21 protein-coding genes are annotated in these 21109 nt (G+C 72.1%); 5 read left to right on the top strand and 16 right to left on the bottom strand.

What is annotated here, in order from left to right; translation table 11 throughout:
- Window positions 1-211: 211 nt before the first annotated feature.
- A complete protein-coding gene (locus IE318_RS39595; RefSeq protein ID WP_030178973.1) occupies window positions 212-1237 on the top strand; it encodes a phosphatase PAP2 family protein in 1026 nt (341 codons plus the stop codon).
- 28 nt (window positions 1238-1265) lie between these two features.
- On the opposite strand, the gene IE318_RS39590 is transcribed toward IE318_RS39595, so the two are convergent.
- Both IE318_RS39590 and IE318_RS39585 read right to left on the bottom strand, forming a co-directional pair.
- Window positions 1266-1481 carry an I78 family peptidase inhibitor gene (locus tag IE318_RS39590; RefSeq protein WP_030178976.1) on the bottom strand — a complete coding sequence of 72 codons (216 nt, stop codon included), beginning with the start codon at window positions 1479-1481 and terminating at the stop codon, window positions 1266-1268.
- Window positions 1482-1867: 386 nt separating this feature from the next.
- A complete protein-coding gene (locus tag IE318_RS39585; RefSeq protein WP_189907729.1) occupies window positions 1868-2617 on the bottom strand; it encodes a LysM peptidoglycan-binding domain-containing protein in 750 nt (249 codons plus the stop codon).
- A 542-nt stretch (window positions 2618-3159) separates the two neighbouring features.
- Here IE318_RS39585 and IE318_RS39580 point away from each other — a divergent pair.
- Together IE318_RS39580 and IE318_RS39575 are read left to right on the top strand one after the other, a co-directional pair.
- A complete protein-coding gene (locus IE318_RS39580; RefSeq protein WP_189907728.1) occupies window positions 3160-4098 on the top strand; it encodes a DUF8842 C-terminal domain-containing protein in 939 nt (312 codons plus the stop codon).
- A gap of 37 nt (window positions 4099-4135) precedes the next feature.
- Complete coding sequence (locus IE318_RS39575) at window positions 4136-4510, top strand: hypothetical protein (RefSeq protein ID WP_030178983.1); 375 nt, start codon at window positions 4136-4138, stop codon at window positions 4508-4510.
- A gap of 96 nt (window positions 4511-4606) precedes the next feature.
- Here IE318_RS39575 and der read toward each other — a convergent pair whose 3' ends face one another.
- The 5 genes from der to aroH all read right to left on the bottom strand — a co-directional run bounded on the left by der (window position 4607) and on the right by aroH (window position 9267).
- Window positions 4607-6091 (bottom strand): ribosome biogenesis GTPase Der, encoded by a 1485-nt coding sequence (der, locus tag IE318_RS39570; protein WP_189907727.1) that lies wholly within the window; start codon window positions 6089-6091, stop codon window positions 4607-4609.
- Window positions 6092-6165: 74 nt separating this feature from the next.
- The gene (locus tag IE318_RS39565) at window positions 6166-6849 is read right to left on the bottom strand and encodes a lysophospholipid acyltransferase family protein (RefSeq protein ID WP_189907726.1); all 684 of its coding nucleotides are present in this window, start codon (window positions 6847-6849) and stop codon (window positions 6166-6168) included.
- Window positions 6807-7502: a (d)CMP kinase gene (gene cmk, locus IE318_RS39560; protein ID WP_189907725.1), complete on the bottom strand. Its 696-nt coding sequence runs from the start codon at window positions 7500-7502 to the stop codon at window positions 6807-6809. The genes IE318_RS39565 and cmk overlap by 43 nt, the downstream gene beginning before the upstream one ends.
- Before the next feature lie 320 nt (window positions 7503-7822).
- Entirely contained in the window at window positions 7823-8908 is a 1086-nt protein-coding gene (locus IE318_RS39555) for a prephenate dehydrogenase (protein WP_189907724.1), read from the bottom strand.
- Window positions 8905-9267, bottom strand: a complete 363-nt coding sequence (gene aroH, locus IE318_RS39550; protein ID WP_030179002.1) for a chorismate mutase — start codon at window positions 9265-9267, stop codon at window positions 8905-8907. The genes IE318_RS39555 and aroH overlap by 4 nt, the downstream gene beginning before the upstream one ends.
- 300 nt (window positions 9268-9567) lie before the next feature.
- Between aroH and IE318_RS39545 the strand changes: the two genes are divergently transcribed.
- Together IE318_RS39545 and IE318_RS39540 are read left to right on the top strand one after the other, a co-directional pair.
- Entirely contained in the window at window positions 9568-10056 is a 489-nt protein-coding gene (locus tag IE318_RS39545) for a Rieske (2Fe-2S) protein (RefSeq protein ID WP_189907723.1), read from the top strand.
- A 22-nt stretch (window positions 10057-10078) separates the two neighbouring features.
- Window positions 10079-10804, top strand: a complete 726-nt coding sequence (locus tag IE318_RS39540; protein WP_189907722.1) for a nucleotidyltransferase domain-containing protein — start codon at window positions 10079-10081, stop codon at window positions 10802-10804.
- A gap of 13 nt (window positions 10805-10817) precedes the next feature.
- Here IE318_RS39540 and IE318_RS39535 read toward each other — a convergent pair whose 3' ends face one another.
- From IE318_RS39535 to IE318_RS39495, 9 genes are all read right to left on the bottom strand, one after another.
- Window positions 10818-11843, bottom strand: a complete 1026-nt coding sequence (locus IE318_RS39535; RefSeq protein WP_189907721.1) for an ADP-ribosylglycohydrolase family protein — start codon at window positions 11841-11843, stop codon at window positions 10818-10820.
- Entirely contained in the window at window positions 11840-12559 is a 720-nt protein-coding gene (locus IE318_RS39530) for an NUDIX hydrolase (RefSeq protein WP_189907720.1), read from the bottom strand. The genes IE318_RS39535 and IE318_RS39530 overlap by 4 nt, the downstream gene beginning before the upstream one ends.
- Before the next feature lie 113 nt (window positions 12560-12672).
- The gene (locus IE318_RS39525) at window positions 12673-13740 is read right to left on the bottom strand and encodes a pseudouridine synthase (RefSeq protein WP_030179012.1); all 1068 of its coding nucleotides are present in this window, start codon (window positions 13738-13740) and stop codon (window positions 12673-12675) included.
- Entirely contained in the window at window positions 13740-14441 is a 702-nt protein-coding gene (gene scpB, locus IE318_RS39520) for an SMC-Scp complex subunit ScpB (RefSeq protein ID WP_051844769.1), read from the bottom strand. Before scpB ends, IE318_RS39525 begins: the two co-directional genes overlap by 1 nt.
- Window positions 14438-15463: a segregation and condensation protein A gene (locus IE318_RS39515; RefSeq protein WP_189907719.1), complete on the bottom strand. Its 1026-nt coding sequence runs from the start codon at window positions 15461-15463 to the stop codon at window positions 14438-14440. Before IE318_RS39515 ends, scpB begins: the two co-directional genes overlap by 4 nt.
- 18 nt (window positions 15464-15481) lie before the next feature.
- On the bottom strand, window positions 15482-16081 hold the full coding sequence (locus tag IE318_RS39510) for a hypothetical protein (RefSeq protein ID WP_078917384.1): 600 nt from the start codon (window positions 16079-16081) through the stop codon (window positions 15482-15484).
- Window positions 16066-17202 (bottom strand): ParA family protein, encoded by a 1137-nt coding sequence (locus IE318_RS39505; protein ID WP_078917385.1) that lies wholly within the window; start codon window positions 17200-17202, stop codon window positions 16066-16068. Before IE318_RS39505 ends, IE318_RS39510 begins: the two co-directional genes overlap by 16 nt.
- 411 nt (window positions 17203-17613) lie before the next feature.
- Window positions 17614-18738, bottom strand: a complete 1125-nt coding sequence (gene ald / locus IE318_RS39500) for an alanine dehydrogenase (protein WP_189907718.1) — start codon at window positions 18736-18738, stop codon at window positions 17614-17616.
- Window positions 18739-18872: 134 nt separating this feature from the next.
- The gene (locus tag IE318_RS39495; protein ID WP_189907717.1) at window positions 18873-20981 is read right to left on the bottom strand and encodes a tetratricopeptide repeat protein; all 2109 of its coding nucleotides are present in this window, start codon (window positions 20979-20981) and stop codon (window positions 18873-18875) included.
- Window positions 20982-21109: the final 128 nt, after the last annotated feature.

Raw genomic sequence — 21109 nt, 5'->3', positions numbered from 1 at the left:
GGTAATTACATCCGAGCTTCCGGTTAACGAATTCATAAGCGCGATATAAGCAACTGCCGGAATGATCAGAGCTAATGTGCTCCGGAAGGGGTCCCCGGATTGCGTAATCCGTGGAAATAAAGGCCCGTTGAGAGCAATCCCACATCACATCGTCATCACAAACCCCGTGATTCGTCAGGGAACTGAGCTCACCCGCTGTAACGTCGATTAGGTGCGTACCGAAGGAACCCTCACCCGCCTGGACCGGGTGTTCGCCAGGCTGGACCGTGAGCAGCAGCGGCCGGCGCACATCGACATGCCGAGAATGAGCAGGCACCGGGTCGTGCTCTTCTCGGCGACCCTGGCCTTCTACCTGGCGATCGTCTGGGCCGTGGTGACCACCTCCTGGCTGGTCCGCCTGGACTGGCAGGTCATGTTCTTCCGGCCGTACCAGCAGTGGCCGCAGATCCACGCGTTCCTCGACTACTACGTGGTGCTGGGCCAGCGCGGCCCCACCGCCGTGATGGTCGCCTCCTGGCTGGGCTGGCGCTCCTGGCGGCAGCACACCCTGCGCCCGCTGCTCACCCTCGCCGCCTCGCTGCTGCTGCTGAACCTCACGGTCGGCGCCGCGAAGCTCGGCATGGGGCGCCTCGGACCGCACTACGCCACCGTCATCGGCTCCAACGAGATGGGCCTGGGCGGCGATATATTCCCCAGCGGCCACACCGCCAACGCCGTGGTGACCTGGGGCATCCTGGCCTATCTGGCCTCCACCCCGAGAGCGCGCCGCTGGCTGTCCGCCCTGTCCGCGGTGACCGCGCTCGGGGTCGGCCTCACCACCGTCTACCTGGGCACGCACTGGCTCAGCGACGTGCTCCTCGGCTGGGCCGCCGGTGTGCTCATCATGCTGGCGCTGCCGTGGTTCGAGCCGCTGATCGCCAGGGTCGAGACGGCCCTGTTCGACCTGCGCGACCGCTGGCGCGCCCGCCGTGGCCGCCCCGCCCCGGTGCCCGTACCGGCCCACCCCGTGGGTTCCCCGGTGCTGCTCAAGCCGCGTGCCACCGCCGCGGACGAAACCGCCGCGGCCCGCGAGCCGGTCGGCGCGAGCCGCTCGGGCTCGCGGAGCCCGGTCCACCTCGCCCCGGGCCGCCCGCACCTGACCCGCTCGGAGCGCACACCGGTCACCCCGGCCGGCAGCCGCCGTCCGCCGCACCCCGAGCGTGTGCCCCGCGGCACGACCTCGGCGGCCCGCCCCTGACGGTCACGACGGCGCCCCGGCCGCCGCGTCAGCCCTTCCAGGCGCGGGCCACCCGGCCGTCCACCACCTCGAAGTTCAGCCGCCCGAACCGGTACTCCATGGTGATGATCGCGCCCGGCGACAGGGACCTGACCGTCGACCAGCCGCGTTCCCGCGCGAGTTGCTCGGCCCGCCCGGCCTCGAGGCCGACGTACGTCTCCGGATTGTCCTGGGGCTCCGCGGGCGGAGTGGGAATCGGTGCCATACGGCCACGCTAGGCGCCCGCCCCCGGCCGCGGAAGCCCAGGATGGCGGTAACAGCCACCTACGTCACTCCTGTCACATTTCTGTCACAGGATCACGACGGCCGGACGGAGGAACTCCGTCACCCTCAAGGGCGGTTCCGTTCCGCTTCCACAGGCATTCGAACGCAATTCCCGCGGGCTCGGCCGACGTCCGGAAAACCCCGGCGGAAAGCGCCACGACAACGGCCGCGGGTCCGCCCCCGGCACGCCCGGTAAGGATCCCGGAAGGCCATTCCCACCCCATTCGGGACCGGTGCGCGAGGGCCGCGGAGACACAGGCATTTCACAGCGAACGGCCCCGTCCGGTCGGTCGACCGGACGGGGCCGTCGCCTGGACGGGCCGTGGCTCACAGCGCGAGGCGCTGCCCGGGCACGATCAGGTCGGGGTCGTCCCCGACGACGGACGTGTTGAGGGCGTAGAGACGCTGCCAGGTGGTGCCGTGCCGGGCGGCGATGCCGCTCAGGGTGTCGCCCGCGCGGACGGTGTACGCGCCGCGTGAGGCACCGCGGTCAGTGTGCTCCGTCTCGCGGTCCGGCGCGGCGTTCCGCGCCTTGTGCTGTGCCGAGTCCTGCGCCGATCCGTGAGCCGACTCGTAGGACGAGCGGGACTTGTGGGACTCGGGGGCCTTGTAGGTCTTGTGCTCCGTGTGCGCCGACCCGCTCCCGGCCGGGCCCGCGCCCGGCGCGCCGCCGGACGCTCCGGCGCGGGCCGAGCAGACCGGCCACGCGCCCCAGCCCTGGGCCTGCTGGACCCGGGTGGCCACGGCGATCTGCTGGGCACGTGAGGCCTGGTCGGCGGTGGGCGCGTAGGCCGTGCCGCCGTAGGCGCGCCAGGTGCCGGCGGCGAACTGGAGCCCGCCGTAGTAGCCGTTGCCGGTGTTGATGTGCCAGTTGCCGCCGCTCTCGCACTGCGCGATGCGGTCCCACACCCCGCCGTCCGCCGCCCGGGCCTCGCCACTCGCGGCCAGCAGACCGAGGGGGGCGAGCAGGGCCGCCCCGGCGAGGGCCGCCGTCGTCCGGGCCCTACAGGCTCCGTCGCGCTTGGTGTCGGCGGGTGAGACGTGGGAAGCGGCGTAGGTATCGGCACATTCGGACATGGACATCCCTCTCGACGGACCCGGGGTCCCCCAGGGCGGGGCGCGCCTCCCACGCATGGACGCGGTCGGCGCGCTCGCCCCGTCCGCCGGTCGGGGTCGTGCTGGGTGCTGCTGGGATGGTGCGGTCGGCGGACGTGCCCGGGTGGTGCTCTGTGCACACGGCCGAGGAATGTAGGGAGCATGACCAGCGCGGATCAACCAATTGCCTGTTCTGGCAGGCCAGTTGCCAGTTACCGCGGGTATCGACTTTTTTCGGCCACCCACTTCATTCGCTGATTTCCTGATTTGTCGACCAAGGACACGGTCGGCGTGTGACTCACTTCACCCCGTCAACACCCCTTGACTTTTGGCGAGTTGACGGGGAGTGCCGGATTCCGCACCGGTCGTGACCGTGTGCGCAGGATGGTTCGATTCCGTTCTCCGGAAGGCGTGACTCCCGCCACAGATCGTCCGTTGTCTTCTTCATGAGCCGGGGGCCCTCCCGGTTCCCGGGCCGGGAGCCACCCGGTCCCGTCACGTACCGCATCCCCAGGGAGCCACCCGTGCCGCGCATGCTCGACGTCAGCGACGCCGTACGCGCCGAGATCGGCGACGAAGAAGCCGACCGGCTGCTCGCCGGAGAGAACGCCCCGGGCAGTTACGACTGCACGTCCTGCCGCACCCCCGGCGACTGCGAACAGGAGCGGACCAGCACCGTCCTGTTCGTCGGGGACGAGACCGCCGTCCTCGCCTTCGCCCACGCCACCTGCCTGCCCTCGCAGGTCGTCCAGGTCACCGAGGAACAGCTGCGGGGCGCGGTCCGCTCCATCAACGCCGACACGAGCGCCTTCGGCGGAGTGCCCGCGCAGGGCGCGCCGCAGCAGGGCGAACCCCAGCAGGCGGGGATCCAGGAGAACGGGTTCCAGCAGAACGGGTTCCAGCAGAACGGGTTCCAGGAGAACGGCTTCCGGGAGAACGGCTTCCAGGAGTCCGGGATCCAGCAGGGCGCGCCCCCGAACGTGGTGCCCGAGCAGGCGGTGCTGGGCGTGACCAGCGGACTGGTCCTGATCGCCGGCGAGTTGCACCCCGCCCTGGTCGTCGAGCCGACCGCGCCCATCGTGCGCCCGGGGACGACCGGCCCCGGCGACGACTTCCTGACGCTGCTCGTCGAGCAGGGCTACCGGCCCGTGGCCGACCTCGACTCCGTACCGCAGGTGCTGCACGGCTGGTCGGTGCTGCTTGCCATGGGCCAGCTGCACGCGGTCCTCCAGCCGGGCGGTGGCGCCGGCCGGCCGACGGCCTGGTGGCAGGCGCACCAGCCGCTCCAGGTCAGCGACGGCTGGCGGGCCGCCGCCAACAAGCACCAGCAGGTGCTCCTGTTCGCGGCGCCGGTCGGTTCCATCGGACGCCAGCCGCGGGAGGACCTGCTGCGCGACGCCCTGGACAAGGCCGCGGCCGCGGGCCGGCTGGTGGCGGCCACGCTGCCGCTGGCCGGGACCTGAGCCGCATCCCTTCCGGTCCGGGGTCGTTTGCACATACGTGCACGCATATGACGTTCCCCGCCGCCAGTCCTACTCGACGATCCGGTCCGCGCGGCCGGTCCAGGACCCCCATGGCGGCCCATCGGCCACGCCGATCTACGACGCGCTCTACGCCGAGTACGTCAAGTCCTACCGAGCGCTGCCGGGTGACCGCAGCGGCGAGGAGGATCTGGGCTTCGTCGCGTTCGGGAACCTCCCGCACAGTACGGGCTCCCAGGCGTACATCGCCTACAGCGCCGGGGCCTACAGCACCCGGCACGGCACCGGCCAGCAGCAGGCGCAGTGGCAGCGTGTGGGCGCGATCGGGCGGCAGGAGAACGGGACGCACCACGTCCCGGCGGCACTGCCGCCCGCCCCGCGCCGCGGCCTGTGAGAGCCGGCGGGCCCCACGCACCGGAAAGGGCGGCCCCCCTGACAGGGCCGCCCTTTCCGCCGTCTCCACCGCTGCCGGGTTTCCCCGGACCGACCGCTACTTCTTCTTCGAGCCGCGCTTCTCGCGCACCCGCACCGAGATGTGGATCGGCGTGCCCTCGAAGCCGAACTCCTCGCGCAGCCGGCGCTCGATGAAGCGCCGATAGCCCGCCTCGATGAACCCGGAGGCGAACAGGACGAACCGCGGCGGCTTGGTGCCGGCCTGGGTGCCGAAGAGGATGCGCGGCTGCTTGCCGCCCCGGATCGGGTGCGGATGGGCGGCGACCAGCTCGCCCAGGAAGGCGTTGAGGCGGCCGGTCGGCACCCGGGTCTCCCAGCCGGCCAGGGCGGTCTCGATGGCCGGGACCAGCTTCTCCATGTGCCGTCCGGTGCGCGCCGAGACGTTCACGCGCGGGGCCCAGGAGATCTGCGCGAGATCGGTCTCGATCTCCCGCTCCAGGTAGTAGCGGCGCTCCTCGTCGAGCGTGTCCCACTTGTTGTAGGCGACGACGAGCGCACGGCCCGCCTCGACGGCCATGGTGATGATCCGCTGGTCCTGCACCGAGACGGACTCGGAGGCGTCGATCAGTACGACGGCGACCTCGGCCTTCTCCACGGCTGCGGCGGTGCGCAGCGAGGCGTAGTAGTCGGCGCCCTGCTGGAGGTGGACACGCTTGCGGATGCCGGCGGTGTCGACGAACTTCCAGGTCACACCGCCCAGTTCGATCAGCTCGTCGACCGGGTCGCGGGTGGTGCCGGCCAGCTCGTTGACCACGACGCGCTCCTCGCCGGCCACCTTGTTCAGCAGCGAGGACTTGCCGACGTTGGGGCGGCCGATGAGGGCCACCCGGCGCGGGCCGCCGACGCCGGTCCCGCCGAACGTCTCCCGCGGCGCCTCGGGCAGCACCTCCAGGACGCGGTCCAGCATGTCGCCGGTGCCGCGGCCGTGCAGCGCCGAAACCGGGTGCGGCTCGCCGAGGCCGAGCGACCACAGGTACGCGGCGTCGGCCTCGCCGCTCGGGCCGTCCACCTTGTTGGCGCACAGCACCACCGGCTTGCCGGCCTTGCGCAGCAGCCGTACGACGGCCTCGTCGGTGTCGGTGGCGCCGACCTTGGCGTCGACGACGAAGACGACCGCGTCGGCGGCCTCGATGGCGTACTCGGCCTGGGCGGCCACGGAGGCGTCGATGCCGAGGACGTCCTGCTCCCAGCCGCCGGTGTCGACGACCTTGAAGCGGCGGCCCGCCCACTCGGCCTCGTAGGTGACCCGGTCGCGGGTGACGCCCGGCTTGTCCTCGACGACCGCCTCACGGCGGCCGATGATGCGGTTCACCAGGGTCGACTTGCCGACATTGGGGCGGCCGACGACGGCGAGGACGGGCAGCGGGCCGTGCCCGGCCGCCTCGATGGCGCCCTCGACGTCCTCGACGTCGAAGCCCTCTTCCGCGGCGAGCTCCATGAACTCCGCGTACTCGGCGTCGCCGAGCGCCCCGTGGTCGTACTCGTGCTCGGCCGAGCCCTCGGGCTGGATGTCGTCGTTCATGAAGTCCGTACCTCGTCGTTCGTGGTGATCGGTGGAGCGCCACGGTCCGTGGTGATCCACTACTCGAGTGTCGCTCAGCGCCCGGTCAGGCGCCTGGCGTTTTCCAGGTGGGCGGTGAGCTGCTTCTGGATGCGCTCGGTGGCCTCGTCCAGCGCCCGGCGCGTACGCCGTCCGCTGCCGTCGCCCGCGTCGAAGGGGTCGCCGAAGACGACGTCGATGCGCGAGCGCAGCGGGGGCAGTCCCTCTATCAACCGTCCGCGCCGCTCGGAACTTCCCAGCACGGCCACCGGGACGACCGGCGCCCCGCTGCGGACCGCGAAGTAGGCGAGCCCGGCGCGCAGGGAGGCGAAGTCGCCCTCGCCTCGGGTGCCCTCGGGGAAGATGCCGAGGACACCGCCCGCGTCCAGTACGCCGAGGGCGCGGGTGATCGCCGTGCGGTCGGTGGTGTGCCGGTCCACCTGGAGCTGGCCGATCCCGGTCAGGAACGGGCCGAGCGGGCCGACGAACGCCTCCTTCTTGATCAGGAAGTGCGTCGGCCGGGGCGCCACGCCCATGACCATCGGGCCGTCGATGTTGTGGGAGTGGTTCACGGCGAGGATCGCCGGGCCGGTCGCCGGGACCCGCCAGGCGCCGAGCACGCGCGGCCGCCACAGCCCGTGCATCAGGCCGACGCCGATGCGCCGCCCGACCTCGGCGCCCCGCTCGGACGGAAGGCTCACCTCGCGGCCCGCTTCTCCTCGACGAGGGTGACGACGCACTCGATGACCTGCGACAGCGTCAGGTCGGTGGTGTCCACCTCGACCGCGTCGCCGGCCTTGGCCAGCGGGGAGGTCTTGCGGCTGGAGTCGGCCGCGTCCCGCTTGATCAGGGCCTCGCGGGTGGTGTGCAGGTCGGCGCCCTTGAGCTCGCCGCTGCGGCGGGCGGCGCGGGCCTCCGGGGAGGCGGTGAGGAAGATCTTCAGGTCGGCGTCCGGCAGCACGGTGGTGCCGATGTCGCGGCCCTCGACGACTATCCCCGTCTCGGCCGAGGCGGCCAGGGAGCGCTGCAGCTCGGTGATCCGGGCCCGCACCTCCGGCACGGCGCTGACCGCGCTGACCTTGGAGGTGACCTCCTGGGTGCGGATCGGGCCGGCCACGTCCACACCGTCGACGGTGATCGTCGGGTGGGCCGGGTCGGTGCCGGAGACGATGTCGGCCTTGCCCGCCACGGCGGCGATCGCGGTGGGGTCGTCGATGTCGATCCCGTTGGTCACCATCCACCAGGTGATCGCCCGGTACTGGGCGCCGGTGTCCAGGTAGCTCAGGCCGAGCTGCGCGGCGACGGCCTTCGACGTGCTCGACTTGCCCGTGCCGGAGGGGCCGTCGATGGCGACAATCACGGGCTGGGCGGTCCGGGCGGCGCCGTTCTCCACAGCGGGGCACCTTCCTGGGTGAAGAGTGGTGGGTACACGGGACGCCGAATCCTCACAGCGCCCCGCACAAGGTTACTGGCTTCCCGGACCCCTCCATACGAGTGAGGCCCCGCCCCCGACAAGACGGCCGGGCACCCGCCCCGGCACGACAACCGAGGGGCCCGCCCCGGCACGACGGGCGAGGACCCGGCCCCGACATCCGGCCCCGTCGAGACGGACGGACGTCCGACCCCCGCGCCCCAGCCGCAGGCGCCTGGCCCCGGGGGGCCGTGCCCCGGCGAGGGCCGGGTTCCCGCACCGCGTGCGCGACGGGGCAGCCGCTACTGGCGGATGGCCCAGCCTCGCTCGCGCAGGGCGGCAGTGAGGACCGGGGCCGCCTTCGGTTCGACCATCAGTTGGACCAGGCCCGCCTGCTGGCCGGTCGCGTGCTCGATGCGGACGTCCTCGATGTTGACGCCGGCCATCCCCGCGTCCGCGAAGATCCGGGCCAGCTGGCCGGGCTGGTCGTCGATGAGGACGGCGACGACCTCGTACGTCCGCGGCGCGGAGCCGTGCTTGCCGGGGACGCGGACCTGGCCCGCGTTGCCCCGCCGCAGCACGTCCTCGATGCCCACGCTGCCCTCGCGGCGCTTGGACTCGTCGGAGGACTGCAGCGCGCGCAGGGCGCGCACCGCCTCGTCCAGGTCGGTGGCGACGTCGGAGAGGAGGTCGGCGACCGGCCCCGGGTTGGCGGACAGGATGTCGATCCACATCCGCGGGTCGGACGCGGCGATCCGGGTCACGTCCCGGATGCCCTGTCCGCACAGCCTTACGGCCGACTCCTCGGCGTGCTCCAGGCGCGCGGCGACCACGCTGGAGACCAGGTGGGGCATGTGGGAGACCAGGGCCACGGCACGGTCGTGGGCGTCGGCGTCCATGACGACCGGGACCGCACGGCAGTGCGAGACCAGCTCCAGGGCGAGGTTCAGCACCTCGGTGTCGGTGTCCCGGGTGGGGGTGAGCACCCACGGGCGGCCCTCGAAGAGGTCGCCGGTCGCGGCCAGCGGCCCGGACTTCTCGCGGCCCGACATGGGATGGGTGCCGATGTAGCGGTCCAGGTCCAGGCCGAGCGACTCCAGCTCACGGCGCGGGCCGCCCTTGACGCTGGCCACGTCCACATAGCCGCGGGCCGCCTCCCGGCGCATGGCGTCGGCGAGCACCCCGGCCACGTGCGCCGGCGGGGCGGCCACGATGGCGAGGTCGACGGGCCCGTCCGGGGCCTCGTCCGTGCCCGCGCCCAGTGCCGCGGCCGTACGGGCCTGCTGCGGGTCGTGGTCGGCCAGGTGCACGGTCACGCCGCGCTGGACCAGGGCCAGGGCGGCGGAGGTGCCGATGAGCCCGGTTCCGATGACAAGTGCGGTCCTCATTGGGCGATGTCCTTGCGCAGGGCGGCAGCCGCACCGAGGTAGACATGGGCGATCTCGGCGCGCGGCTTGTCGGACTCGATGTGCGCGAGGATGCGGACGACGCGGGGCATCGCGCCCTCGATGTCCAGCTCCTGCGCGCAGATCAGCGGTACGTCGACGATGCCGAGCCTGCGGGCGGCGGCCGCCGGGAAGTCGCTGTGCAGGTCGGGCGTGGCGGTGAACCAGATGCTGATCAGGTCGTCGGTGGTCAGGCCGTTCCGCTCCAGGACGGCGGTGAGCAGGGCCTCGACCTGCTCGCTCATGTGTCCGGCCTCGTCCCGTTCCAGCTGGACGGCCCCCCGGACCGCTCGTACCGCCACGGCGCTGCTCCTCGCTGACGTGCTGATCTGTCTCGCTGTCGACGTGTGTGTCGCTTCTCGGGCGTCCAGCCTAGTCAGAGCACGTACGAGGGGCGTGCGACCGCTCGCTCACTGAGACGGGGAGGCAGTGGACGGCACCAATCAGCGATGACGAGTACGCACAGAAAAACACCTTTTACAGCACTCACCCCCGATTTGCTTCGTCTTGATGCTCTTCGATGCGAAGATGCTCTTGCTTGCTCCGCCCCGGAGCTCGCCGCCTCTCCCATCCCCTTCCTCGGCAACCCCTGGAGTGATCCCATGACCCACGGCTCGACGCGGCGCACGGTTCTCGCCACGGGTGCGGCGGCACTCACGGCCACGGGGTGCGGCACCACGGGCAGCGGAACCGAGAACTCCACGGACGCGTCCCCGGCGGCCGAGACCACTCCCCCCGCCCAGGCCGAGGCGTCCCCTTCCTCCCACCCCGAGGCCGACGCCTCCCTCAGCGCCTCCGAAGTGGCGCAGGACCTGACGAGCACCAGTGACATCCCGGTGGGCGGCGGCAAGGTCTTCGCGGAGCAGAAGGTGGTGGTCACCCAGCCGGCGAAGGGCCGGTTCAAGGCCTTCTCGGCGGTCTGCACCCACCAGGGCTGCACGGTCGCCAAGGTCGCGGAGGGCACCATCGACTGCCCCTGCCACGGCAGCCGTTTCCGCATCACCGACGGCTCGGTGGCCGGCGGCCCGGCGACCCGGCCGCTGGCCGCCCGGAAGATCGAGGTGCACGGAAATTCGATCCGTCTGACGTGAGGATCCGCGTACCCTCCCGGGCATGCAGCCCGAGGACCCCGGCCACCGCCTGGTACGCGATCACACGATCTTCGCCTGTGTCATGGGCTCACGGGCCTTCGGGCTGGCGACGGACGGCAGCGACACGGACCGCCGGGGCGTCTTCGTCGCCCCCACCGAGCTGTTCTGGCGGTTCGACAAGCCGCCGACGCATGTGGACGGACCCCTGTCCGAACAGTTCAGCTGGGAGCTGGAACGCTTCTGCGAACTGGCGCTGCGCGGGAACCCGAACATCCTGGAGTGCCTGCACTCCCCGCTCGTGGAGTACGCCGACGACACCGGTCGCGAACTCCTCGCCCTGCGCCGGACGTTCCTCTCCCGCCGGGTCCATGCCACCTTCACCGGCTACGCCCTCGGCCAGCGCCGCAAGCTCGACGCCGACCTGCGCACCCACGGCGCCCCGCGCTGGAAGCACGCCATGCACCTGCTCCGCCTCCTGACGAGCGCCCGTGACCTGCTGCGCACCGGCGAGCTGACCCTCGACGTCGGCGACCAGCGGGAGCCCCTGCTGGCGGTGAAGCGCGGCGAGGTCCCCTGGTCCGAGGTGGAGTCCTGGATGGCCCGCCTGGCCACCGAGACCGAACAGGCCACCCACCGCACCCCCCTCCCCGAGGAACCGGACCGCCGGTGCGTCGAGGACTTCCTCATCCGCGTCCGCCGCGCCTCGGCACTCCCGAGGACGCCCGTGAGCAGTACCCGCGACGCGTAGAGCGGTGGCTCGGTCAGGCGTCCCAGAGGGCCCCGAGCGACAGCAGGTCGGTCCGGTACTCGATCCGGTCCGCCCATGCGGCCGGCCAGGCATCGGCGCCGAGGTGGGCTCCCGCGAAGGCGCCCGTCAGACAGGCGATCGAGTCGGAGTCGCCGGAGGTGCAGGCGGCCCGGCGCAGCGCCGTGAGCGGGTCGTCGACGAAGAGCAGGAAGCACAGCAGCCTGGTCGCCAGGGCTTCCTCGGCGACCCAGCCCGCGCCGGTGGCCAGGCACGGGTCGGTCTCCGGCGAGACGGTGCGCACGGCGTCCCGCAGCCGGCCGAGAACGTCCAGGCACTCGTCCCAGCCGCGCGCGATGAAGTGTTCCGGTGTCGGGTCCTGGGCGCGGGTCCACAGGTCGCCGAGCCACTGGTGGTGGTAGCGGGTGCGGTTGTCGTACGCGTACGAGCGCAACAGCCCGACCAGTCCCGTGGGCTCGGTGCCCCGGGCGAGCAGACGTACGGCGTGCGCCGTGAGGTCGGAGGCGGCCAGCGCCGTCGGGTGGCCGTGGGTGAGCGCGGCCTGCAGCTGTGCGGCGCCGGCCCGCTGTTCGTCGCTCAGCCCGGGGACGAGCCCGAGGGGCGCCACGCGCATGTTGGCCCCGCAGCCCTTGGAGCCGACCTGGCTGGCCTCCTGCCAGGGCCGGCGTTCCGACTTCAGGAGGCTGCAGGCGACCATGCAGGTGCGGCCGGGCGCCCGGTTGTTCTGCGGTGACCGGTACCAGTCCACGAACTCCTCGCGCACCGGCCGCTCCAGCCGCTTCGGTGTGAGCAGCCCCCGGTCCATGGCCGTCCGGAGCCCGCGCCCCAGCGCCAGCGTCATCTGCGTGTCGTCGGTGACGATCGCCGGCCGCGGCAGCTCCATCTCGCGCCAGGGCCCGCACTTGGCGAGGATCGAGGGGACGTCGTTGAACTCGGTCGGAAAACCGAGCGCGTCGCCGAGGGCCAGGCCCACCAGGGCCCCGGTGGCGGCGCGCTTGCGGACGGTCGTGGTGGTCGTCATTCGGGGCGTCCTTCCCGGGAAGGGCGGAGCAGGGGCGGCTGGAGGGCGGTGGCGGTGCCCGCTCGGTAGAGCGCGGCCGGTTTGCCGCGGCCGCCGGTGAGACGGGCGGCGCCCGGGACCGGCTCGACGAAGCCGGGGCTGGCGAGGACCTTGCGGCGGAAGTTGGGGCGGTCGAGTGCGATGCCCCAGACGGTCTCGTAGACCTGTTGCAGCTCGCCGAGGGTGAACTCGGGCGGGCAGAACGCGGTGGCCAGGCAGCTGTTCTCCAGCTGGGCGCCGATCCGGTCGTGGGCGTCGGCGAGGATCCGGTCGTGGTCGAAGGCGAGCGGCCCCGCGGAGTCGTACGGCAGCCAGCGGGCCTCGGCCGCGTCGCCGCCGCCACGTGGTTCGGGCGCGTCGGGCAGCAGCGCGGTGAACGCCACCGACACGACCCGCATCCGGGGGTCGCGGCCGGGCTCGCTGTAGGTGCGCAGCTGCTCCAGGTGGAGTCCGGAGACGTCCGACAGCCCGGTCTCCTCGGCGAGTTCGCGCCGCGCGGCCGTCTCCGCGGACTCGTCCGGCAGCACGAAACCGCCGGGCAGCGCCCAGTGTCCGGCGTACGGCTCCTGCCCGCGCTCGACGAGCAGCACGTGCAGGGCGCCCGCGCGGATGGTGAGGACGGCGAGGTCGACGGTGACGGCGAAGGGTTCGAAGGCGTACTTGTCGTAGCCCTGCATGCGCGCACCCACCCCCTTTTAGAGTCATCTCGACTATAAAAGGGGGTGGGTGCGGGTCACAAGCCCTGGGCGGCCCCTCGGACCGCCTCTTGGAGCGGACTCCCGACGGCCTCCTAGAGGTCGACCTCCTTCATCAGCATGCCGACCTCGGTGTTGGACAGGCGGCGGAGCCAGCCGGACTTCTGGTCGCCGAGGGTGATCGGGCCGAAGGCGGTGCGGACCAACTTGTCGACCGGGAAGCCGGCCTCCGCGAGCATGCGGCGGACGATGTGCTTGCGGCCCTCGTGGAGGGTGACCTCGACCAGGTAGTTCTTGCCGGTCTGCTCGACGACCCGGAAGTGGTCCGCGCGGGCGTAGCCGTCCTCCAGCTGGATGCCGTCCTTCAGGCGCTTGCCCAGGTCGCGCGGGATCGGGCCGACGATGGCGGCGAGATAGGTCTTCTTCACGCCGTACCTGGGGTGGGTCAGGCGGTGCGCCAGCTCGCCGTGGTTGGTGAGCAGGATGACGCCCTCGGTCTCGGTGTCGAGCCGGCCGACGTGGAAGAGCCGCGTCTCGCGGTTCGTGACGTAGTCGCCGAGGCACTGCCGGCCCTCGGGGTCCTCCATCGTGGAGACGACGCCCGCGGGCTTGTTCAGCGAGAAGAACTGGTACGACTGCGTGGCGACCGTCAGGCCGTCGACCTTGACCTCGTCCTTCTCCGGGTCGACGCGGCGGCCCTGCTCCAGGACGATCTCGCCGTTGACCTCGACCCGGGCCTGCTCGATCAGCTCCTCGCAGGCACGCCGGGAGCCGTAGCCGGCGCGCGCGAGGACCTTCTGCAGCCGCTCGCCCTCCTGCTCGGCGCCCGGGAAGGTCTTCGGCAGCTTGATGTCCTTCTTGCCGGCGTACCGCTCGCGGTTGCGCTCCTCGGCGCGCGCCTCGTACTCGCGGGAGCGCGCGGGGGCCGTACGCCCGCGACCGCCCTGCTGGGGCTGCTTGGGGCCGCCCTTGGCGCCGCCGCGGGCCGCGCCGCCGCGCCCCGACTTCGGGCCGTCCTTGGTGGCGCCGGGGCCGACGTCGTAGCGGCGCTCCTCGGGGCGGGGCTTGCGGGGGCGGCCCTGCCCCTGCTTCTGGTCCCTGTCGTTGCCGGCACCGCGGTAGTTACCGCGCCCGCCGCTCTTGCCGCTGCCGCTGCTTCGCATCAAAGTTCCGTCGTCGTCGTGTCAGTCGTCGTGTAGGTCGTCGTCGTGTCGGTCGTACGCGTCCCGGGACCGTCGTCCGGGTCCGGGGCGTCCGGGTCGAACGACGGCACGCCTTCCTGCGTCTCGGCCTCGATCGCGTCCGCCTCCGGGAGGAAGGGCGCGAGCTCCGGGAGCTCGTCCAGACCGCGCAGGCCCATCCGCTCCAGGAAGTAGTTCGTCGTCCTGTACAGGATCGCACCTGTTTCGGGTTCCGTGCCCGCCTCCTCGACCAGCCCGCGCTGCAGCAGGGTGCGCATCACGCCGTCGCAGTTCACTCCGCGCACGGCGGAGACCCGGCTGCGGCTGACCGGCTGGCGGTAGGCGACCACCGCCAGGGTCTCCAGCGCGGCCTGGGTGAGCCGGGCGGTCTGGCCGTCCAGGACCAGCCGCTCGACGGCGGACGCGTACGCGGCCCGGGTGTAGAAGCGCCAGCCGCCCGCGACGAACCGCAGCTCGAAGCCGCGTCCCTGCACGGTGTACTCGTCGGCCAGCTCGCGCAGCGCGTCCGCGATCTGCCGCTTCGGCCGTTCGAGGATCTTGGCCAGATGGTCCTCGGTGGCGGGTTCGTCCACGACCATGAGGACGGCCTCCAGGGCGGGCCTGAGGTCCAGGTCGGCGACGGTGCCCGGCCCTGCCGGAACCTCAATGGTGTCCTCGCTCACGGCTTCCTCTCCTCCTTGGGCTCCTCGGGCGGCCGGTCGAACTCGTCGGTGACCATCGGTGCCGCGTCCTCGTCCCCGCCGGTCCAGCGCACCATCAGCTCGCCGAGCGCCGCCTCCTGCTCCAGGGCGACGGCCTTCTCCCGGTACAGCTCCAGCAGCGCGAGGAAGCGGGCCACGACGGTGAGGGTGTCGTCGGTGTCCTCCACCAGCGCCCGGAAGCTGGCCTCGCCCAGCTCCTTCAGCCGCGCGACCACGATCCCGGCCTGCTCCCGCACGCTGACCAGCGGGGCGTGGATGTGGTCGACGTACACCTGCGGCTTGGGCTTGGGCTGCATCGCCTTGACCGCCAGCCTGGCGAAGCCCTCGGGTCCGATGCTGATGACGACCTCGGGCAGCAGCTCGGCGTGCTCGGGTTCCAGTCCGACGGTACGGGGGTATCGACGGGCCTCCTCGTCGATGCGCTCGTTGAAGATCTCCGCGATCTGTTTGTACGCGCGGTACTGCAGCAGCCGCGCGAACAGCAGGTCCCGGGCCTCCAGCAGCGCCAGGTCGGCCTCGTCCTCCACCTCGGCTGCGGGCAGCAGCCGGGCCGCCTTCAGATCCAGCAGCGTCGCCGCCACCACCAGGAACTCGGTGGTCTGATCCAGGTCCCAGTCCGGCCCCATGGCCCGGATGTGCGCCATGAACTCGTCGGTGACCTTGGAGAGCGCCACCTCGGTGACGTCCAGCTTGTGCTTGGAGATCAACTGGAGGAGCAGATCGAAGGGACCCTCGAAGTTGGAGAGCCGCACCTTGAAGACGCCGTCGGAGGATCCGTTCTCCTCCGGGACCTCCGGTGGTGTCTTCTCCGGAACCTCCGGTGCGGCGGGAACCTCGGCCGGGGGCTCGGGGTCCGGAACCTCCGCAGGAGGCGGGTCGACCGGTTCTACCGGCGGAGCCGGTCGCGGCACCCCCGGCCCCCGCCCCAACGCACGCCGACGGCCGGCGTCTGCGCCGGGAGCGGGTACGTCGTTCGAGGTCATGGCCCCCGCAGGCTACCGCTACCGCCCGCGCAGCCGGCGCACGAGGATGCTGGCGTCCCCGCGGGTCTCCAGGTCGGCGAGGACGACCGCCACCGCCTCCCGGACGATCCGGCCGCGGTCGACGGCGAGACCGTGCTCGCCCCGGAGCACCAGGCGGGCGTGCTCCAGGTCCATCAGTTCCTCGGCGGACACGTACACCGTGATCTTCTCGTCGTGCCGTTCCCGGCCGCTGGGCCGGCGTGACGCGGCCCGGCCGCGCTTGCGCGGCTGCGCGGCGGCGGCATTCGCGGAACCGTTCGCGGCGGGACCCTCCTGCGCTGCCTGGCGCCGCGTGGAGCGCTCCCCCGGGCCCGCCGTGCCCCGGCTGCGGGACTCTCCGGCCTCGGCCGGTTCGGCGTCGGCCGCCACGTGCTCCGCGCCCGCGCCGTCGCCGCCCTGCGCGGGCACCGACTGCGGGGCGTCCTCGGCCGCGGCAGCCGCCGGGTCGCTCTCCCCCGAGGGGGCGGGCACCCTGGCCTCGCCGCCCGGCTGGCGCCGGGGAGTGGACGCCTGGAGCGCCGTCCCCCCTGTCGTACGGAACAGTTCGTCGGCCCCCGGCAGACTCACTCGGCGTGACACCGGGCGAGCACCTCCCTGGCGAGCTGGCGGTAGGCGGCGGCACCGACGGAGTTGGAGGCGTACGTGGTGATGGGCTCACCGGCGACCGTGGTCTCCGGGAAGCGGACCGTGCGCCCGATGACCGTGTGGTACACGTGGTCGTCGAACGCCTCGACGACCCGCGCGAGCACCTCGCGGCTGTGCACGGTGCGCGAGTCGTACATCGTGGCGAGGATTCCGTCGAGCTCCAGGTCCGGGTTGAGGCGCTCCTGGACCTTCTCGATGGTCTCGGTCAGCAGCGCGACACCGCGCAGCGCGAAGAACTCGCACTCCAGCGGCACGATCACCTTGTGCGCGGCCGTCAGGGCGTTGACGGTGAGCAGGCCGAGCGAGGGCTGGCAGTCGATGACGATGTAGTCGTAGTCGTCCATCAGCGGCTTGAGCGCGCGCTGCAGCGTCGACTCGCGCGCGACCTCGCTCACCAACTGGACCTCGGCGGCCGACAGGTCGATGTTGCTGGGCAGCAGGTCCATGTTGGGGACCGCCGTCTTCAGCAGGACCTCGTCCGCCGACATGCCCCGCTCCATGAGCAGGTTGTAGACGGTGAGGTCGAGCTCCATGGGGTTGACGCCGAGACCCACCGACAGCGCGCCCTGCGGGTCGAAGTCCACGAGCAGCACGCGCCGGCCGTACTCCGCGAGCGCGGCACCCAGGTTGATGGTCGACGTCGTCTTGCCGACGCCGCCCTTCTGGTTGCACATCGCGATGATCTTCGCGGGGCCGTGGTCGGTCAGCGGGCCCGGGATGGGGAAGTACGGCAGCGGGCGTCCGGTCGGGCCGATGCGCTCGCGGCGCTGGCGGGCCGCGTCGGGCGCCAGCGTGGCCGCGTACTCGGGGTCGGGCTCGTACTCGGCGTCGGGGTCGTAGAAGTGCCCCTCGGGCAGTTCGTCGTAGTCGGCGAAGTGGTTGTGGGGCGCGCCACTTCCGTCGCCGGCCATGGCGTTCACGTGATGGCCATCCATGCTCTGGTGTGCTGGCTGGGTCACCCCTTGCATCCGGTGACCCTGGTGGGCTGCGAAGGTGCGCACAGCAACGGAGCCGACAGCCTCGAGCCCCGCGGGGCCCTGGCCCCGCGCAGGCATTCCTGGTTGACCACCCCCGGGAGAAAATGTCGACTCATTCACAAGTCGTCTTACCTCCTTGGTGACCAGGAAACTTCTAGACAGGTCAGCGTGGCACCATGCCGACGGTTGGCGACTCTATGGCGTGTCGGCGGTCCGCAGCAACACAATCAGCCGGACCCGGCCTGATGTGTCGGCAATGAAACATCCCTCTGTCAAGGGCGTACGACCGTCGCACGGCAGGTTTCACCGGTGCGTGAATCGGTCGAACGGTTGCTTTCGAGGCGAGTTGACCGAGTGCGGCGAAGTGACCATACACACATCCGGCCGGACCTTGTGGGGCAAGGTCCGGCCGGTTGCGTGGCGTTGACGACACGTGTTGACGTATCGCCTTTTACTCCAAGGTGACTTGACGACCGCTTCGCCGCGGGCTCAGCCGAGCAGGGTCTCCAGCTCGACGTGCTCCAGGCCGTGCGCCTCGGCGACCTCCTTGTAAACCACCTTGCCGTCATGGGTGTTGAGACCCTTGGCCAGCGCGGCGTCGCGGCGCAGCGCCTCCACCCAGCCGTTGTTGGCCAGCGAGACGATGTACGGCAGCGTGGCGTTGGTCAGCGCGTAGGTGGAGGTGTTGGGTACCGCGCCGGGCATGTTGGCCACGCAGTAGAAGACCGAGTTGTGGACCCGGAAAGTCGGCTCGGCGTGCGTGGTCGGGTGGGAGTCCTCGAAGCAGCCGCCCTGGTCGATCGCGATGTCGACAAGGACACTTCCCGCCTTCATCCGGGACACCAGCTCGTTGGTGACCAGCTTGGGGGCCTTGGCGCCCGGGATGAGGACCGCGCCGATGACGAGGTCGGCGTCCAGGCAGGCCTTCTCCAGCTCGAAGGCGTTGGAGACGACGGTCTGGATCTTCGTACCGAAGATCTTGTCGGCCTCCTTGAGCTTGTTGATGTCCTTGTCGAGCAGGGTCACGTGGAAGCCCAGGCCGATGGCGATCTGCGCGGCGTTCCAGCCGGAGACGCCGCCGCCGATGATGACGGCCTTGCCGGCCGGCACGCCCGGGACACCGCCGGGCAGCACACCGCGGCCGCCGTTGGCGGCCATCAGGTGGTAGGCGCCGACCTGCGGGGCCAGCCGGCCCGCGACCTCGGACATCGGGGCGAGCAGCGGCAGCGCGCGGTTGGAGAGCTCGACGGTCTCGTAGGCGATCGCCGTGGTGCCGGACTCCAGCAGGGCGTCCGTGCACTCCTTGGAGGCGGCCAGGTGCAGATAGGTGAAGAGGATCTGGTCCTTGCGGAGGCGGTGGTACTCCTCGGCGATGGGCTCCTTGACCTTCAGCAGCAGGTCGGCGGTGGCCCAGACCTCGTCGGCGGTGTCCAGGATCTGGGCGCCGGCCGCCACGTACTCCTCGTTCGGGATCGAGGAGCCGACGCCGGCGTTCCGCTCGACGACGACCTGGTGGCCGTTGCGCACCAGCTCGTGCACGCCGGCGGGGGTGATGGCCACCCGGAACTCGTTGTTCTTGACCTCGCGGGGGATGCCGACCTTCACGTCGATCACGGTCCTTGGCTCAGGGAATGTGGGGCAATAGTGACGTACCCCGGCATGCGGGGGCATACCAGGAGACACCGCAGGAGAACGAGCGGCAGAGCCAGTCTAATGAAGGCGTTCGCGCTGTCTAGCCTTTCATTGCATCAATCTTCGCCGGATGTGCTGCGGATTTCGCAGGCATCAGCAGCATGTTCCCGTGGTGTGTCGTCCGTGTCGTCCGGCTCCTCGCCCGCCGGGGGCCCGCCGTCCGGCCGGATCTCGCCGGTGAGCATGCGCTCGGCCGCGCCGCGGTGCAGTGCCGCGGCGGTCGGGTCACCGAGCCGCTCCAGGGTGTCGGCGAGCCGCAGTTGGAGCGCGGCCTGCAGCCGTACGTCCCCGGCGCGGCGGGCCCACTCGACGGCCTCCTGGCAGGTGCGCAGGCACTCCTCGGGCCGGCCCGCGTACTCCTGGACGCGGGCCAGCTCGCTCAAGGCACGGGCGTGGGCCGCCACATCGCCGGTCCTGCGGTGCGCGGCGACGGCGGCCCGCCAGTTGCGCAGCGCCTCGCCGTAGCGGCCCGCGTAGGTGTGCGCGGTGGCGATCCGGCCGTACAGCCGGGCGGCGTCGGCGTGTTCGCCGCGCGCCAGCCGCTGGGCGAGCGCCCGGCCGTACCAGTCGGCCGCCCGGTCGTGGTCGCCGAGCTCCTGATGGGCACTGCCTACGGATTCCATCGCGCGGCCGGTCGCGTAGGGGTCGTTCGCCGCGCGTCCGGCGTCCAGCGCGGCCCGGTAGCGGGCCAGCGCCTGGGCCGTACGGCCGGTGCGGGCGTCCAGGTCGGCGAGGTTCAGCAGGGCGGCGGCCTGCTCCCGGGGCAGGTTCTGCCGCTCGGCTACGTCCAGGACCAGGCGGTGGATGCCGTAGAGGTCACCGGCGGCTGCCTGGGTGCCCAGGTGGGCGACCATGGCCCGCACCAGCTGCGACATCAGCCGGCGGGCCAGGGTGTCGAGCTCGCCGTCGGCGACCGCGAGGCGGGCGGCGGCGAGCAGCGCGGGCCGGCGGGCGAGCAGCCAGTCCTCGGCGGCCCTCGGGGTGGCGAAGCGCAGCGCGGGCGGCAGGCTCTTGAGCCGCTCGCGGGTCTCGGGGCTGTCGGTCTCGGTGATCGCGCGGCAGGACTGGAGCAGCCGCACGGTCCGCTCCAGCATCCGGGCCCGGGCCAGCTGGAGCTCGGCGGGCCGGTCGTGGCGGTCGGCGAGGGACATCAGCAGCGGATGCAGACAGCCGGGCACCTCGTAGCGCGGCAGCGGTGCCGGCACGGTCCGCACCAGGCCGAGCGCGGCGAAGTCGTCGAGCAGCTCACGGGCCCCGTCGAGCGAGCAGCCGGCGAGCGCGGAGGCGGTGTGCGGGTCGATGTCACCGGCCGGGGCGAGGGCGAGCAGGCGCAGCATCCGGGCGGCGGAGCCGGGCAGGGCGGCGTGCACGATCCGCAGGACGCGGCCGAGCGGGTCGCCCTCCTCCGGGTCGGCGTGCAGCTGCTTGGCGAGATCGGAGACGGCCGCCTTGGGGCTGGCGGCGAGCCAGCCGCCGGCCAGGGCGAGAGCGGCCGGATGGCCCTGGCACACCTCGACGAGATGCTCGGCGGCGCGCGGGTCGACGGTGATGCGCACCGGGTCGATGGTGTGGCCCAGCAGCTCCACCCCGGACTTGGTGTCCAGTCCGCCCAGGGTGCAGGGGCGGACGTCGGCGATGCCGGTGAGCGGGCCGCGGGCGACCGCGACGAGCAGGCAGTCGGCGTTGTCCGGCAGCAGCGCGTCGACCTGGTCGGCGCCGGCCGCGTCGTCGAGCAGGAGCAGGACGCGGCGCTCGGCGAGGGCGTCCCGCAGGGTCTTCGCCAGGTCGTCCTCGGCCGCGCCGGGCGGGGTGGGCAGGCCGAGCGCGGTGAGCAGGTCGCGGGCGGCGCGTTCGACCGGCACCGGCGTGCCGCCGGGCTCGGTGAGCCGGGCGCGCAGCACGCCGTCGGGGTAACGGTGGGCGACCTGCCGGACCAGCTTCTCGGCGAGCGCCGTACGGCCGGAGCCGGGCCGGCCCGCGATGAGGAGCACGCGCGCGCGGGGGGCCTTGCGGCCGGAGATGGTGTCGAGGCCGGCCCGCTCGATGTCGGCGCGCAGCTCCTTCAACTCCCGTGTGCGGCCCAGGAAGAGGCGTGTCATGGGCGCCGGCGACCGGTCGTCTCCCGACAGGTTCATGCCGCCTGCGTCCACCGCCTGATCCGTCACGGGCCACACTCCGTCCCACCGCAACGCGCAAGCCCGCCGGGACTCCGGTGCGGGCCATTGAAGAGCCTAGTTCACTCTCTGCGACGTTCCGGGAGGTGCACGGCGGGCACGGCGGGCACATCGCCCGA

The sequence above is a fragment of the Streptomyces spiralis genome, assembly GCF_014654675.1.
In the GTDB taxonomy this organism is placed as follows: Bacteria; Actinomycetota; Actinomycetes; order Streptomycetales; family Streptomycetaceae; genus Streptomyces; species Streptomyces spiralis.
Note: the sequence above shows the minus strand (reverse complement) of the source record. Positions and strands in the feature narration are given on the sequence as shown.